General features: G+C 64.3%; 12 protein-coding genes. 10 read left to right on the plus strand and 2 right to left on the minus strand.

Annotated features, from left to right (window positions below; translation table 11 throughout):
• Positions 1 to 30: 30 nt before the first annotated feature.
• Positions 31 to 684 carry a pentapeptide repeat-containing protein gene (locus tag ACQUSY_RS07940; RefSeq protein WP_428903951.1) on the minus strand — a complete coding sequence of 218 codons (654 nt, stop codon included), beginning with the start codon at positions 682 to 684 and terminating at the stop codon, positions 31 to 33.
• 54 nt (positions 685 to 738) lie between these two features.
• Here ACQUSY_RS07940 and ACQUSY_RS07945 point away from each other — a divergent pair, with 54 nt between their 5' ends.
• The 9 genes from ACQUSY_RS07945 to ndk all read left to right on the plus strand — a co-directional run bounded on the left by ACQUSY_RS07945 (position 739) and on the right by ndk (position 12483).
• Positions 739 to 1518, plus strand: a complete 780-nt coding sequence (locus tag ACQUSY_RS07945; RefSeq protein WP_428903952.1) for an aspartate dehydrogenase domain-containing protein — start codon at positions 739 to 741, stop codon at positions 1516 to 1518.
• Between the two features lie 76 nt (positions 1519 to 1594).
• Positions 1595 to 3220: an ABC transporter substrate-binding protein gene (locus ACQUSY_RS07950; RefSeq protein WP_428903953.1), complete on the plus strand. Its 1626-nt coding sequence runs from the start codon at positions 1595 to 1597 to the stop codon at positions 3218 to 3220.
• Positions 3221 to 3253: 33 nt separating this feature from the next.
• Positions 3254 to 4213: an ABC transporter permease gene (locus tag ACQUSY_RS07955; RefSeq protein WP_428903954.1), complete on the plus strand. Its 960-nt coding sequence runs from the start codon at positions 3254 to 3256 to the stop codon at positions 4211 to 4213.
• Complete coding sequence (locus ACQUSY_RS07960; protein WP_428903955.1) at positions 4210 to 5022, plus strand: ABC transporter permease; 813 nt, start codon at positions 4210 to 4212, stop codon at positions 5020 to 5022. Before ACQUSY_RS07955 ends, ACQUSY_RS07960 begins: the two co-directional genes overlap by 4 nt.
• Positions 5019 to 6563 (plus strand): dipeptide ABC transporter ATP-binding protein, encoded by a 1545-nt coding sequence (locus ACQUSY_RS07965; protein ID WP_428903956.1) that lies wholly within the window; start codon positions 5019 to 5021, stop codon positions 6561 to 6563. Before ACQUSY_RS07960 ends, ACQUSY_RS07965 begins: the two co-directional genes overlap by 4 nt.
• A gap of 440 nt (positions 6564 to 7003) precedes the next feature.
• On the plus strand, positions 7004 to 10336 hold the full coding sequence (ileS, locus tag ACQUSY_RS07970; protein ID WP_428903957.1) for an isoleucine--tRNA ligase: 3333 nt from the start codon (positions 7004 to 7006) through the stop codon (positions 10334 to 10336).
• Positions 10333 to 11691 (plus strand): bifunctional folylpolyglutamate synthase/dihydrofolate synthase, encoded by a 1359-nt coding sequence (locus ACQUSY_RS07975; protein WP_428903958.1) that lies wholly within the window; start codon positions 10333 to 10335, stop codon positions 11689 to 11691. Before ileS ends, ACQUSY_RS07975 begins: the two co-directional genes overlap by 4 nt.
• Positions 11691 to 12065 carry a DUF4233 domain-containing protein gene (locus ACQUSY_RS07980; protein WP_428903959.1) on the plus strand — a complete coding sequence of 125 codons (375 nt, stop codon included), beginning with the start codon at positions 11691 to 11693 and terminating at the stop codon, positions 12063 to 12065. Before ACQUSY_RS07975 ends, ACQUSY_RS07980 begins: the two co-directional genes overlap by 1 nt.
• A 1-nt stretch (position 12066) precedes the next feature.
• Positions 12067 to 12483, plus strand: a complete 417-nt coding sequence (gene ndk, locus ACQUSY_RS07985; protein ID WP_428903960.1) for a nucleoside-diphosphate kinase — start codon at positions 12067 to 12069, stop codon at positions 12481 to 12483.
• Between the two features lie 60 nt (positions 12484 to 12543).
• Here ndk and ACQUSY_RS07990 read toward each other — a convergent pair whose 3' ends face one another.
• Positions 12544 to 13137 carry a vitamin K epoxide reductase family protein gene (locus ACQUSY_RS07990; RefSeq protein ID WP_428903961.1) on the minus strand — a complete coding sequence of 198 codons (594 nt, stop codon included), beginning with the start codon at positions 13135 to 13137 and terminating at the stop codon, positions 12544 to 12546.
• Positions 13138 to 13410: 273 nt separating this feature from the next.
• On the opposite strand from ACQUSY_RS07990, the gene ACQUSY_RS07995 reads away from it, so the two are divergent.
• The gene (locus tag ACQUSY_RS07995) at positions 13411 to 15942 is read left to right on the plus strand and encodes an Rne/Rng family ribonuclease (RefSeq protein ID WP_428903962.1); all 2532 of its coding nucleotides are present in this window, start codon (positions 13411 to 13413) and stop codon (positions 15940 to 15942) included.
• Positions 15943 to 15950 lie beyond the last annotated feature (8 nt).

The raw sequence follows: 15950 nt of genomic DNA on the forward strand, positions 1-15950 counted from the left end.
GTCGGCCTACGCACGCACCCCGGCGGGCGGCTACTCTGCGACGCGAATACCGGCGGCCGTAGCAAGTGCGACGGCGGCGTTCTGCGCCTGCTCGACTGAGATCGTCATGCCCCGCAGTGCTGCCATGTCGGTGACGCGGGCGAAGTCGAGACCGCGCAGATCAACGTGTTGGGCGGTGCTCTCGCGCGGGTCGAGTTCGCCAGCCGTGCTCTCGACAAAACGCACACGGTTGAGTTTTGCCACGGGCATATCGAGCGTGTCGATGAGGCAGTGTCGAACATCAACGTCGCGTACCGATGCTCGGCCCAGCGTCAGGTAGTCGATGCGCACGCCATCGAAGACGACGGCGTCGAGCCCGGCTTCAGTGAGATCAAGGGTGCCGATGCGCCCACCGACGAACCGTACGCGACCGAGGTGTGCGCCTCGCAATTGCAGAGAGGCCACGCGCAGATCGCGAAACTCAACGTCGCTGATGTCGGCAAACTTGAGCACCAGGGTGTCGCAGCTCACGCCACGCAACACGGACTCACGAACAGTGCTGCTGGTTCCGTCGGCATCCTCGAGCGTCGCGAACTCCACGCCTTCAAAGAGCCCGTGGGGGCGCAACGCTGTGGCCTCATCAAACCTGTTCGGCAGGTCAGGAGAATCGGCACGCGGGGGAGTGAGAGACGAACGTATAGCCACCACGCCACGGTACCCGTCGCCGCTGACAGCGCGCTCACCGCCTAGGCTTTCGGCATGGTGTTTCGCATTGTGCTTCTCGGTAACGGCAACCTCGCGAGCCTGCTTACGACGGCGATCGCAGAGCGCCCGAACTATGTGGTCGTCGGAACCATCGGGCGCGCTGATGAGATTCCTCCGGTCGCCAATTACGACCTGCTGGTTGAAGTTGCCGCGCCTGAGGCGGTCAGTGCGCGTGTGCTGCCTGCAGTCGAGGCTGGAGCCACCGCACTGATCGCGAGTGTGGGTGGTCTCGCCGATGCTGACGTGCGCGCCCGTCTCGAGCGGGCGCCGGGCCGCGTGCTCGTCGCGAGCGGCGCCGTCGGCGGCCTCGACCACGTACGTGCGTTGGCGCTGAGCGGCGAAGTCACGGCGGCACACATTGCCTCAAGCAAGCTCCCCGCAACGTTGATCCAGCCGTGGATGGACGACGACCTCGTCGCCCGGCTTCGTGCCGGTGCCGAGCGCATCGTCGTGGCATCCGGAACCGCGGAGCATGTCGCCGCGCTATTCCCGCGATCTGCCAACGTGGCCGTTGCCGTCACGCTCGCGGCAAACGCCTGGGGGCGTACGACCGCCGAAATGATTGCTGACCCGGCCGCCATCAGCACGACGCACCTCATCACGGCGACCGGCACTGCTGGTTCCGCTCGCTTCGAAGTCTCCAACGTGCCTTCCCCGGCGCAGCCGCGTTCCAGCATGATCGTGGCGTCATCGCTCATGCGATCAATCGACGCGATTGCCGCGGTACATGGTGACGGTAATGCTGCTGTCGGCAACCTCCTATCACTGCTATAGCACTTTGTGAACGGCGTCTAACAACGCCAAATGGCGCTAGGCTTTGGGTATCCCGCTCCTTCCGCAAAGGATTCCTATGTCTTTTCGTCGTGCCCGCCGCGCTCTTCTGCTGACCGCGGCCGTTTCCGTGTTCGGACTCACACTCAGCGCTTGCGCCACTGACGCGCCCGCTGGGGGCAACACCGCTGAGGGCGGCGAAGTTGTGTGGGCAATTGAGGGTGCCAACCTCTCCGATAGCCACATGGACCCGCATACGAGCCAGATGGACGTGAGCTCGATGGTGCAGCGTCAGATTCTGGACTCGCTGGTGTGGCAGAACGCCGACGGCTCGTTCTCGCCGTGGCTTGCGAAGGAATGGACCGTCTCAGAAGACGGCCTGACGTACACGTTCACGCTGCGTGATGATGTGACCTTCCACGATGGTGAGAAGTTCACCGCGGAGTCGGTCAAGGCCAACTTCGAGCACATCGTTGACCCCGAGACGAAGTCGGCGCAGGCCGCCAGCATGATTGGTGGCGAGTGGTACGCCGGCACCGAGGTCATCGACGAGTACACCGTCGAAGTGAAGTTCACCCAGCCGTACGCACCCTTCCTCTCCGCGGCCAGCACCCCGCTGCTGGGCTTCTACTCCACCAAGGCGCTGGAAGCCGGAACCGAGAAGCTGAAGGCGGGTGCGCCCGGTGTGAACATTGGTACGGGTCCCTTCGTGCTGAGCGAGTTCATTCCGAACCAGGAGATCGTTTACACGCGCAACGACGACTACAAGTGGGGCCCGCAGGGCCAGGAAGCTCCGAGCATCGACACCCTTCGTGTTGCGCTGGTCTTGGAGTCGAGCGTGCGTACCGGCATGCTGAACTCGGGCGAGGCGCAGCTCGTCAGTGACCTGCCGCCGAGCGCCGTTGGTTCCGTCGATGAGGGTGCCACGATCGAATCGAAGCCGGTTCCGGGTCTGCCGTACTCGCTGTACCTCAACGAGAAATACGGCGTGCTTGCTGATCAGAAGGTGCGCGAAGCGATTTCGCTCGGTATCGACATTGACACCGCCGTTGACACGATCTTTGATGGCCAGTTTGAGCGGGCGTGGAGCATTCTCAGCCCCTCGAGCCCGGGCTACGATGCGTCGCTGGAGAACGCGTGGGCGTTTGACCCCGCGGCTGCCGCAGCACTGCTCGACGAAGCTGGTTGGACGACTCTCGACGCCGATGGCTACCGCACGAAGGACGGCAAGCGCCTGTCGGTGCGTTGGATCGCATGGACCCCGATCGCTGACGAAAACAAGGCGCTCGGCGTCGCGTTTCAGGCAGACCTGAAGAAGATCGGCGTCGAGCTGATTCGTGAAGAGCTGGAGCCGGCCGCCTACAACGAGCAGTACGGCCCGAAGACGTTCGACATCACCGACTGGAGTTTCTCTGGCCCAGACTCCGACCTGCTGCGCAGCCACCTGCACACCGACGGATTCCAGAACGCTTCCCAGGTCAGCAACCCCGAGGTTGATGCCCTTCTCGAGAAGGCCATTGCCTCGAGCGACACCGACGAGCGCAACGGGTACTACACCGAGCTGCAGCAGTGGAACGCTGCCGACAACGCGATCATTCCGATCTACGTGCCCGCGCTGATCTCAGCAGTTGATGGCTCGGTCGACGGTCTGGCGTTTGACGTCTACGGTCGTCCGCTGTTCTACGACGTCAAGCTCGACAAGTAAGCCATCGCGCTTCGGCGCGCCAGAATGAGTCGCATGACAACGTCGCGCAGCGCCATCACCACGGGTGCCCTTCGGGCCCTGGTGATGGCGCTGTTCGGCGTTCTCATTGTGTGGGCTGCGGCGACCCTCGCGTTTGTCATCACGAATGTTCTACCGGGCGATCCCGTCGCGGTCATGCTCGGGCCGCAAGCGCAGATCTCAGAGGAGGCAAAAGACGCTCTTCGTGAGGAGCTGGGGCTCACGCAGCCGCTGTGGAACCAGTACGTCGCCTACATTTCTGGGCTTATGCGCGGTGATTTGGGGGAGTCCCTGCAATTGCGGATGCCCGTGATTGACGTCATCGGTCGACAGTTCGGCTCCACACTCCAGCTCACCGGGCTGGCGCTGCTGTTTGCGCTCGTGATCGCCGGCGCCGTCACGTTCATTGCCCGCGGACGCCGTGCACGTCGTGTCGCGGCCACCGCCGAACTCATCGTGCTGTCCGCTCCGGTCTTCTGGATCGGCCTGCTGTTGCTCACGGTCTTCGCGTTTGGGCTCGGATGGTTTCCGGTCTCCGGGGCGCGGGGTTTTGCGTCGCTGATTCTGCCCGCGCTCACCCTGGCATTGCCGTGCGCCGCGCTCATCGGTCAGCTTGTTCGCGACGGCGTCGAAGAGGCCGAGAACCAGCCGTTCGCCTTCACGGTGCGTGCCCGCGGCGCCAGCGACGTGCGGTTGCTGACCCGCCACACCCTGCGCCATGGTTCCCTCGGCGCGCTCACTATGGCGGGATACCTCGTCGGTTCGCTCCTCGGTGGGGCGGTGCTCGTCGAAACCGTCTTTGCCCGTCAGGGCGTCGGGCGCGTGGCGCTCACCGCGATCCTCAACCGCGACCTGCCAGTCATCTCTGGCGTCATCGTGATGAGTGCGCTGATCTTCACGATCATCGCGATTCTCTCTGACGTTGCGATGACGGTGCTGGACCCGCGCCTGCGCAGCAGGGGGAGTCGTTCATGATGCTCCTGCGCAAGCCCAGCGCTTTGCTATCGATCGTGTTTCTTGCCGTTGTGGTGGTCGCGATGATCGCGCCGCAACTGCTCACCCAGCGCGACCCGCTTGAGGTCGACCTGAGCGTTGCCCTCCACGCGCCGAGCCTTGACCACCTGTTCGGCACCGATCAAACCGGTCGCGATGTCTACACGCGCGTCATTTATGGGGCGCAAGCGTCGATTGGTGTGGGCCTCATCGCAACCGGAACCGCCCTCATCGCCGGACTCGTGTTCGGCACCCTCATCGGGCTCGCACCCCGCTGGCTCGACGCGATCCTGATGCGTGCCGTTGACCTGTTGCTCGCGGTGCCAGAGTTCGTACTGGCGCTCATCATCGTCGCGGTTCTCGGCCCCGGCCCCGTCAACATCGCGTTCGCTGTGACCCTCTCCGTGGTTCCGGTCTATATCCGTCTCGCCCGAGTGCACACGCGCAGCCTCCGCCAAGCCGAGTTCGTGACATCCGCGAGGTTGTTGGGCATTGGTTCCGTGCGCGTGCTGTCGCGGCACGTCATGCCCACCGTGCTGGCAAGGCTTTCGGTGCTCGCCACGATCGGCGTCGGCACCGCGATTCTGTCGGCAGCGGGCCTCAGCTTTCTCGGCCTCGGTGTCACCGAACCCGCGCCCGAATGGGGGCTCATGCTCTCTGGCGGCCGCAACGAGCTGGCGACAGCGTGGTGGATCGCGGTGTTCCCGGGCCTCGCGATCACGGCAGTCGTTATCGCCACGAGCGTGCTCGGCCGCCACTTGCGCCGCTTGACCGAGGAGGGTGCAGCATGACCGCCGCCGCAGTGCAGGGGCTCACCGTGCGTTTTGGTGATGTCGTGCGGGTTCGCGATGTTTCGCTCGCCGTTGAGCCGGGCTCGATTCTCGCGATCGTTGGTGAATCTGGTGCCGGCAAATCGCTCCTGGTATCGGCGCTTCTGGGGCTTACTCCCTCGGCTGCGACGACGACTGCCGCGTCGATTGCCATCGGCGGCGTCGACCTCACGCACGCGACGGAACGCCAGTGGCGAGCCGTGCGTGGCGTGCAGGTTGGATTGGTGTCGCAAGACGCGCTGAGTTCGCTCGACCCGTTGCGCCGCATTGGTGCGGAGGTTGCCGAGCCGCTTGAAGTGCATGGCATCGGTTCGCGCGCGGATCGCCGCGAGCGCGTTCTGGATGCGCTTCGCGAGGTGGTGATGCCGGAACCATCAGAGCGGGTTCGGCAGTATCCGCACGAGTTGTCGGGTGGGTTGCGTCAGCGTGCCCTCATCGCGTCGGCGCTCGTCGCGGACCCGCCGCTTCTGATCGCCGATGAGCCGACGACCGCATTGGATGCGACCGTACAACGACACATCCTGACCCTGCTGCGTTCGCTCGCTGACGAGGGTCGCGCGATCATTTTTGTGAGCCACGATCTGAGTTCCGTCGCACACATCGCCGACCGGGTCATGGTGATGCGTGACGGTGCTGTGGTTGAGCATGGCGACGCTCGTGCGCTACTGCGATCACCTCAACACGAGTACACGCGCGAGCTCATTGCCGCGTCGCAGTTTACTGTCGAGAATGCGGCGGCGGTGCACGGCGAGCGTGTGGTGGAGGCGCACGGAGTGACGGTGCAGTTCGGCTCGCGAGTCGCCACCGAAGACGTCAGTTTTTCGTTGCGGGCCGGAACCACGTTGGGCATTGCGGGGGAGTCGGGCTCGGGTAAGTCCACGGTCGCGAATGTCGTGATGGGCTCGCTCGCGCCCACGTACGGGCAGGTTGTGTTGCTCGACAGCCCCTGGAATCCCGGGACGGAATCAGCTCGGCGTCCCCGCCGCGGACTCATCCAGCTCGTGGCACAGAACTCGCGCGCATCGCTGAACCCGCGCTGGAGTGTGCGGCGGGTTCTCGCCGAGGCGCTTGGCGCAGCGGGACGCCGTGCCGATGACGCAACGATCGATTCACTGCTCGCTGACGTCGATCTGCCTGCCGATGTCGCGGTGCGTCGCCCACGTCAGCTTTCGGGCGGTCAGGCGCAGCGCGTCGCCATTGCGCGTGCGTTGGCGATGAACCCGCGCATTCTCGTGCTCGATGAGCCGCTCAGCGCACTCGACGTGTCGGTTCAGGCGCGCATTCTTGACTTGTTGCGCCGACTTCAGCAGGAGCGCGGCCTCAGCATGATCTTCATCTCCCACGACCTCCGCGTCGTCGCGGGCCTTGCCCACGACCTCATCGTGATGAAAGACGGTGCAGTTGTCGAGCAGGGTGAAACCCGCGAGATCTTCGCCAAACCCACCCACCCCTTCACCCGCGAACTCCTCGCCGCCGCAGCCCTCACCCCACGCGATCCCTAGCCCCGCGCCGCTGGTTCCACAGTCCTGGTTCCACTCCTCCCTGTTCTGCACGACGAAATCTGGTAGATCGCCCGACACTCCGGTATTTGTGACGACGCCATCACGTTGATCGTGCAGAACAGGATTGACGGAGGGGGAGGAGTGGAACCACCGGGGCGCGGAGGGCGGAACGACAGCACACGGCGCGATAGGTCCCAGCACACTTGCGTCCCGCACGTCAAATAAAACCGCGCTAGAATGGACGAACACACTGCGATCCGGCTATCACCGGGGAGTGCTCGGAAGAACAGGCGCAAGCCCTAGTAGAACCGAGCGGGGCAGGCCCGTTACAGCCGCTGAACGAGTGGTTCGTTGCCCTCCGGGTATACGAGCAATGCGGGGTGGTACCGCGGTCGACAGATCGTCCCTGCAGGAGCCAAATTCAAGCCCTGCGAGAGACCATGACCTATCCTCGTTCCTCATTCGGACCAGCCGCTGATGCTGTCGTGCCCAGCCCGCGCTTCCCGGAGATCGAAACCGACATCCTGGAGTTCTGGGAGCGCGACCAGACGTTCCGCGCGAGCATTGCGCAGCGCGAGGGTAACGAAGAGTGGGTCTTCTACGATGGCCCGCCGTTCGCCAACGGCCTCCCGCACTACGGTCACCTGCTGACCGGGTACGCGAAAGACCTGTTCCCGCGCTTCCAGACCATGCGCGGCAAGAAGGTTGACCGCGTCTTCGGCTGGGACACGCACGGTCTTCCTGCCGAGCTCGAAGCGATGAAGCAGCTCGGCATCACCGAGAAGAGCGAGATCGAAGCCATGGGCATCTCGACCTTCAACGCGAAGTCCCGCGAGTCGGTTCTCGCCTACACCCGCGAGTGGCAGGACTACGTGACCCGCCAGGCGCGCTGGGTTGACTTCGACAACGGCTACAAGACGCTCGACACGTCCTACATGGAGTCGGTCATGTGGGCGTTCAACCAGCTGTTCGAGAAGGGCCTCGCCTACGAGGGCTACCGCGTTCTGCCGTACTGCTGGCGCGACGAGACGCCGCTGTCGGCGCACGAACTGCGCATGGACGACGACGTCTACAAAGACCGTCAAGACCCGTCCGTCACCGTCACTTTCCCGCTGGTGGGGGAGAAGGCGGAACAATTGGGTCTCGCTGGTGTGCGCGTGCTCGCGTGGACGACGACGCCGTGGACGCTCCCAACCAACCTCGCTCTCGCCGTTGGCCCGGAGATCGACTACGTCGTGGTTCCGGCTGGCCCGAACGGCGCCGCTGACGCCGAAGGCGGCACGTACCTGCTCGCTGACGCGCTGCTCGGCAACTACGCGAAGGACCTCGGCTACGAATCGGCCGACGACGCCCGCGCCGCCATCGCCCGCACCCTTCCTGGTTCCGACCTCGCCGATGTGCAGTACGAGCGTCTCTTCGACTACTACGCCGACGCCGAGACCTACGGCACCGAGAACGCGTGGCGCATCCTTGTCGACGACTACGTCACGACCGCTGACGGTACCGGTGTTGTTCACCAGGCACCCGCCTACGGTGAAGACGACATGCGCGTGGCTGCGGCCGCCGGCATCCCAACTATCCTGTCGCTCGATGACGGCGGCAAGTTCCTCCCCAACGTCACCGACGTTGCCGGCATGCTGTGGCTTGACGCGAACACGCCGCTCATCCGCCTGCTGCGCGCTGCTGGCCGCATGCTTCGGGAGCAGAGCTACGTGCACAGCTACCCGCACTGCTGGCGCTGCCGCAACCCTCTCATCTACAAAGCCGTCTCGAGCTGGTTCGTGCGCGTCACTGACTTCCGTGACCGCGCGATCGAACTCAACGACGACATCACTTGGGTGCCGGAGAACGTCAAGCACGGCCAGTTTGGCAAGTGGCTTGAGGGTGCACGCGACTGGTCGATCAGCCGCAATCGCTATTGGGGCTCGCCGATTCCGGTGTGGAAGAGCGACAACCCCGAGTACCCACGCGTGGATTCGTACGGCTCCTTCGCCGACCTCGAGCGCGACTTCGGCCGCTTGCCCCGCAATGAGCAGGGCGAGGTCGACATGCACCGCCCGTACATCGACGACTTGACGCGTCCGAACCCCGATGACCCCACCGGCCAGTCCACGATGCGTCGCATCGAAGACGTGCTCGACGTGTGGTTTGACTCCGGTTCGATGCCGTTCGCGCAGGTGCACTACCCGTTCGAAAACCAGCAGTGGTTCGACGAGCACTCGCCCGCCGACTTCATCGTCGAGTACATCGGTCAGACGCGTGGTTGGTTCTACGTCATGCACGTGCTCTCGACCGCACTGTTTGACCGCCCCGCCTTCACCGGCGTGAGCTGCCACGGCATCGTGCTCGGCTCTGACGGCCAGAAGATGTCGAAGTCACTGCGCAACTACCCGGACGTCTCCGAGGTCTTCGATCGCGATGGTTCCGACGCTATGCGCTGGTTCTTGATGTCGTCGTCGGTCCTCCGCGGTGGCAACCTTGTCGTCACCGAAGAGGGCATCCGCGCCGGCGTGCGGGAATTTATGCTGCCGCTGTGGAGCTCGTGGTACTTCTTCGCGACCTACGCCAACGCGGCGCAGGAGGGTGGCTACGAAGCCTCGTGGCGCACCGACTCGACCGACGTGCTCGACCGCTACATCCTCGCCCTCACCGGCGACCTGGTGCGCGGTGTCGCCGAAGACCTCGAAGGTCTGGATTCCACGAGCGCGACCGAAAAGCTCCGCGACTTCAGCGACGCGTTGACGAACTGGTACATCCGCCGCTCGCGCGACCGCTTCTGGGTTGGCATCACCGACGACGAAACGTCGCGTGAAGCCTTCGACACGCTCTACACGGTGCTCGAGACGCTGACCCGCGTCGCGGCCCCGCTCATCCCGCTCATATCTGAGCAGGTCTGGCAGGGTCTCACCGGTGGTCGCAGCGTGCACCTGCAGGACTACCCAGACGCTGACGCCTTCCCGGCGGCAGAAGACATCCGCTCCGCGATGGACGCCGTGCGCGACATCTCGTCGACCGCCAACGCCCTGCGCAAGCAGCACAAGTTGCGCGTGCGTCTGCCGTTGCAGTCGCTGACGGTTGTCACGAACGGAACCACGGGGCTGGCTCAGTTTGAAGCGATTCTGCGTGAAGAGCTCAACGTTAAGTCCGTGGAACTCGTCGAGGCCGTTGACGGCATCGGTGCGCAGTACGGCATCACGCAGCGACTCGTTGTGAACGCTCGTGCTGCGGGCCCGCGCCTCGGCAAGCAAGTTCAGCAGGCCATCATGGGCGCGAAGAACGGCGACTGGAGCGAAACCGACGGTGTGGTCACCGCCGGTGGCCTCGCGCTGGTCGAGGGGGAGTACGAACTCGCTCTCGAAGCTGGCGGTGTTGCCGAAGGCACCGCGATCTCGCTGCTTCCCGGTGGCGGCTTCGTGCTGCTTGACACGGTCACGACCCCGGAGCTTGAGGCGGAGGGCATCGCGCGCGACGCGATCCGTGTCGTGCAGGAGGCTCGTAAGAACGCTGGTCTCGAGGTCAGCGACCGTATCGTGCTGGCGCTCAACGTCGCCCCGGCGATCGCCGAGGCGCTGAACACGCACGCCGAACTGATTGCCGCAGAAACGCTGGCCGTCGGCTTCGCCGTGCAGGCCACCGAAGGCATCGATGAGCTCGTCAAGACGGTCACCAGCCCCGGTGACGGTGTGTTCCGTAGCGGAACCACGGCGCTCGGCTCCGACAAAGCAGCCATCGTCGTGACGATCGAAAAGAACTCGCAGGGAGACCAAGCGTGAGCGACATTCAACGCGCTGACCGCGTCTATTCCGAACTGCTGACCCGCCAGGGGGAGCAGTGGGTGCAGCCGCGCGTCGAGCGCACGCGCCGTGTGCTCGAACTGATGAATGACCCGCAGAAGACGTACCGGGTCATTCACCTGACCGGAACCAACGGTAAGACGTCGACTGCTCGCATGATTGAGAGCCTGTTGCGTGCGCATGGTTTGCGTACCGGCCTGTTCACGAGCCCTCACCTCGTTCGCTTCACCGAGCGCATGATGGTCGACGGTGAACCCGCCAACGACGGTGCTGTCGCCGACGCGTGGGAAGAAATCGAACCGTTCGTTGACATGGTCGACGCCGAGCTGGCAGCCGCCGGCGACGCACCGCTCACGTTCTTCGAACTGCTCACGATCCTCGCGTTCGTGGTCTTCGCTGACGCGCCCGTAGACGTCGCCGTGATCGAAGTCGGTATGGGCGGCGCGTGGGATTCCACCAACACAGCCGATGGTGATGTCGCGGTGTTCGCACCGATCGACATCGACCACGCGGCCCGCCTCGGCGACACGATCGAAGAGATCACGATGGTCAAGGCCGGCATCATCAAAGACGGTGCCTCCGTGGTTTCGGCGCGCCAGACGCCCGAAGCCGAAGCGATCATTCGCGCTGTCGCTGCCGACAAGGCAGCCACCGTCGCATTCGAGGGGGCTGACTTCGCCCTCGTGTCGCAGCGTCTCGCCGTGGGTGGCCAGCAGGTTACCGTTCGAGGCCGCGCCGGTGTCTACGAAGACGAATACCTCCCGCTGTACGGCGCACACCAGGGCTTCAACGCGGCCCTCGCTATCGCCGCCGTAGAGTCGCTCATTGGCGATGGCAGCAACCCGATTGCTGAAGACATCGTGGCCGAAGGCTTGCAAGAGTCGACCTCCCCCGGTCGCCTCCAGCTCATCGGCACCGAGCCGACCGTCCTTGTCGACGCGGGCCACAACCCGCACGGTGCCCGCGCGCTGGCAACGGCACTGCGCGAGTCGTTCGATTTCGACGAGTGGGGCCTCGTGCTCGGTGTCCTGGAAGACAAGGACGCCGTCGGCATTGTCGACGCACTCCGCGAGATTCCGGCACACGTGTTCGTGACATCACCGACCTCTGACCGTGCGGCAGACGCTGACCGCCTCGCAGACGTCGTTGAGAATGCGGGTCTGCCGGCCACCGTGCACCCGGTGCTCGACGATGCGGCTGAAGCTGCACGCGAGTGGGCCGCAGTCTCGCCCCGTCGTGCCGTCATCATCGTTGGTTCCGTCGTTCTTGCGGGCGAAGCCATCGCTCTGTCCGAAGAACAGAGCTGGAAGCCCGCTACCGGAGGTCAGGCGTAATGAAGAAGAGCTATCCGCTCGCCGCGCGCCTCGGCGCCGTCATTCTCGGCTTTGAGTCGATCATCATGTTCCTCGGCGGTCTGTTCATTTTCGGAATGAAACTGACTCCCGAGGGAATTGAACCGTGGTGGGGCATCGTCCTCGGCATCGTGATGACCATCGCGATGATCGTCACGGCAGGCCTCTGCCGCTTCCAGTTCGGCATCATCATTGGCTGGATTCTCCAACTTGTCGTCCTCGCAGGCGGCTTCCTCAACCTCGCGTTCGTCGTCGTGGCTGCCGTTTTCGGTGGCCTGTGGGCGTATGCGATGATCACGTCGGCGCGAATTGCCCGCCAGGCTCCTAGCGCCGCACAAAACACAGAAGGTGACTGAAATGGAAATCGAAGAGACGCTCGTCCTCGTTAAGCCCGATGGTGTCGCACGCGGCCTGACCGGTGCGATCCTCGCTCGTATCGAGGCTAAGGGCTACGCACTCGTTGACCTCAAGCTCGTCCAGCCCGACCGCGCGCTGCTCGAACAGCACTACGCCGAGCACGAGGGCAAGCCGTTCTACGAGCCGCTTCTCGAGTTCATGATGTCGGGCCCGTCGGTAGCAATCCGCCTCGCTGGCAACCGCGTCATCGAGGGCTTCCGCTCGCTCGCGGGCACGACCGACCCGACGACCGCGGCTCCCGGAACCATCCGTGGCGACTTCGGCCGCGACTGGGGCCTCAAGGTTCAGCAGAACCTCGTTCACGGTTCTGACTCGGTCGAGTCGGCAACGCGCGAACTGGGCATCTGGTTCTCCTAAGCACAACGCAAGAGGCGCCGCATCCTTTCGGGTGCGGCGCCTCTTGCATTGCGTCAGAACTTAGACGAACAAGACGTTGAGAAGATCCAGGCGCAGCTGAGCCATCACGGCGACAGCGGCGTAGCTCACGACGGTGAACAGGGGAGTCCACCCCATCAGCCTGGCGCCGAAGTCTTGCAGGCGGGCACCGAAGACACCGATCCGCATGACGTGGAAAGTCACCGCCCAGAATGACGGAATGACGACCGCCCACGTCACCATGCACCACGGGCAGAGTGTGCCGAGCTCGAAGATGCTCTGCGTCATGAGCCAAATCACGAAGCCCTGGGCGAAAACAAAACCGCCCCAGAACAAGAACCAGAACCACTTCGCGAAGCGCGCACCAGCCAAAATCGCGACACCAACCACGATCGGTGCAAACCACATCGTGAGCCCGAGCAGTGGGTTCGGAAAACCAAAGACCGAGCCCTGCGCTGACTCCAGGTTTGCCTTGCACTGCACCAACGGTGAGATGTCGCAATTGAGAATGGCGTCGGGATTCAGGAGCAGATGAAACCGCTCAAGGGTGAGCTGGAAGGCCGCCCACCAGCCAATAACGCCCGCGATGATCAGCCAGATGGCGAACACGGTCGGACGGGTGCGCTGTTCGGTCATGTCACCAGTATTCCATCAGCGCAATACGGCGCGGCCGTGAAAACTATGCCGGAATACTGCACCGGGCCGCGGTTAGTGCGATAATAGACACAGAACTACATCTCGGCCGCGCCGAGACCGTGGTCCAAGAAGACTTTGGGGGCACAAGATGCCCTCGCGATCCGAGCCTCGAGCCGATCGCACGCCGATAGAGTTCGCGGTACCGCAGGTGCGGAGCCGCACGAGAGAATTGCCGGGCAGCGCGCGGAGTTGCCCGCAGGGAGTGCGCCAGCAATGGCTGATCAGAATAATGAAGAACACGCTACCCACAACGACGACGCGCCTGTCGAGCCCACTGAGGTTCACGAAGGCGTAGCTGTCGAGGCTGACGCTCCGGCGGCAGAACCAGCCGAGCTTGTCGTGCCGCCCGTGCCGCCACTGCCGGAGACCCCGGCTGAGGTTGCTGCCGCTGCCGAGCCCACCGCTGAGACGGTTGTTGAGTCGGCCGCGGAAGATGCCGCTGAGGCGACCGTTGCTGCGCCTGAAGCCGATGCTGTCACCGAGACCGAGGTTCCGGAACCAGTGGCTGCAGACGAAGCGCCGGCTGACGCCGCCGAGGCGGAAGCTTCGGAAGAGCCGGCCGCCGAGGCTGAAGCTTCGGAAGAGCCGCCAGCTGAGGCTGAGGTAGCGGAAGCACCGGTGGAAGAGCCTGAGGCCAAGCCTGAGCCCGTGACTGCCGTTTCGCTCGGCCTGTTGCCCGAGACGTTTGTCTCGCAGGTGACGACGGCGCTTCACTTCTACGCGCCCGAGTTCATTCCGCTGCCGGCTCGCCCGACGCACCACAACGACGAAGAGTCGTCGAGCTCGCGTCGCCGTCGTCGCCGCGGCAGCTCGAATGAGGTCGAAGAGGCCCCGGCAGCGCCCCCGGCACGCCGTCAGCGCGCGGTTGAGGTCATTACCGAGCCGCAGCGCATCAAGGGCTCCACGCGTCTGGAAGCGAAGAAGCAGCGCCGCCGCGATGGCCGCGAAGCTGGTCGTCGTCGCACCGTCGTGACCGAGGCTGAGTTCCTCGCCCGTCGCGAGGCTGTCGACCGCAAGATGATCGTGCGTTCGAAGTCTGGCCGCGTGCAGATTGCTGTTCTCGAAGACAACGTGCTCGTCGAGCACTACGTTGCTCGCAACCAAGACGCTTCGCTCATTGGCAACGTCTACATCGGTCGCGTGCAGAACGTGCTGCCGTCGATGGAGGCTGCGTTCGTTGACATCGGCCGCGGCCGCAACGCCGTGCTGTACTCCGGTGAGGTGGACTGGGACTCGGTCGAGACCGGCAACCAGCCGCGTCGCATTGAGCTCGCCCTCAAGACCGGCGACAAGGTTCTCGTGCAGGTCACGAAAGACCCGGTCGGCCACAAGGGTGCCCGCCTGACGAGCCAGATTTCACTGCCCGGCCGCTACCTCGTGTACGTTCCCGGTGGCGCCATGAACGGCATCTCCCGCAAGCTGCCCGACACCGAGCGTGCGCGCCTCAAGCGCATCCTCAAGGAGGTTCTGCCCGAATCGAGCGGCGTCATCGTCCGTACCGCTGCCGAGGGCGCAACCGAAGAGCAGCTCACGGTCGACGTGCAGCGCCTCACCGCCCAGTGGGAGCACATCGCCAAGGTCTCTGAGTCTGGCCAGGCGCCGCAGCTTCTGCACTCCGAACCCGACCTGCTCGTCAAGATCGTCCGCGACGTCTTCAACGAAGACTTCACGAAGATGATCATTCAGGGCGACGAAGCACAGCGCACGATCGAGAGCTACCTCGCCGGTGTCGCTCCTGACCTGCTGGAGCGCGTCGAGCGCTACGAGGGAGACGCTGACCCGTTCGACTCGTTCCGCATCACGGAGCAGATTGAAAAGGCGCTCGACCGCAAGGTGTGGCTGCCGTCGGGTGGTTCGCTCGTGATCGACCGCACCGAGGCCATGACCGTTGTCGACGTCAACACCGGCAAGTTCGTCGGTTCCGGCGGAAACCTCGAAGAGACGGTCACCAAGAACAACCTTGAGGCTGCTGAAGAGATCGTTCGCCAGCTTCGCCTCCGTGACATCGGTGGCATCATCGTCATCGACTTCATCGACATGGTGCTGGAGACGAACCGTGACCTCGTGTTGCGCCGCCTCGTTGAGTGCCTGAGCCGCGACCGCACGAAGCACCAGGTTGCCGAGGTCACGTCGCTCGGTCTCGTGCAGATGACGCGTAAGAAGCTGGGCCTGGGCCTGCTGGAGACCTTCAGCGAGCCGTGCGAGGTGTGCGCGGGCCGCGGCGTCGTCGTGCACCACGACCCGGTCGTGAAGCACCGTTCGAACTCGTCGAATAACAGCAACTCGAACCAGAACCGCCGCCAGCGGGGCAACCAGAACTCGAACCAGAACTCTGGCGCGTCCTCCAACGCCGCAACCAATGGTTCCGCGCCCTCGTCTACGGCCCCCGCTACGGGCACGCACGTGATCCCTGAGGGTGCGAAGAGCGCACTCGCGCAGATTGCGGCATCGACGAAGGCTCCGAACGCAGCGGAACCAGCGGCTGAGTCGCCGGTAGAAGCACCCGTCGAGCGTCCCAAGAAGCCGCGTAAGAAAAAGCCCGCCGCCGACTCGCCGAGCGAAGCGCGTCCGAAGTCGGAGAAGGAGCAACTTCTGGAGTCCGTGCTGGACGCTCTGCCGGAGCCCAAGGCTCCCGGCCAGGGCCGCTCGCGGTCACGCCGCGTGACGACCGCTGCGCTTACGGGTACGCCGGTTTCGACGAAGCCGGCGGCTGACGCAGCCGCCGAGAGCACGCCGAGCGAATAACGCAGAAA

Source organism: Microbacterium daqui, from assembly GCF_050408675.1.
Classification (GTDB): Bacteria; Actinomycetota; Actinomycetes; order Actinomycetales; family Microbacteriaceae; genus Microbacterium.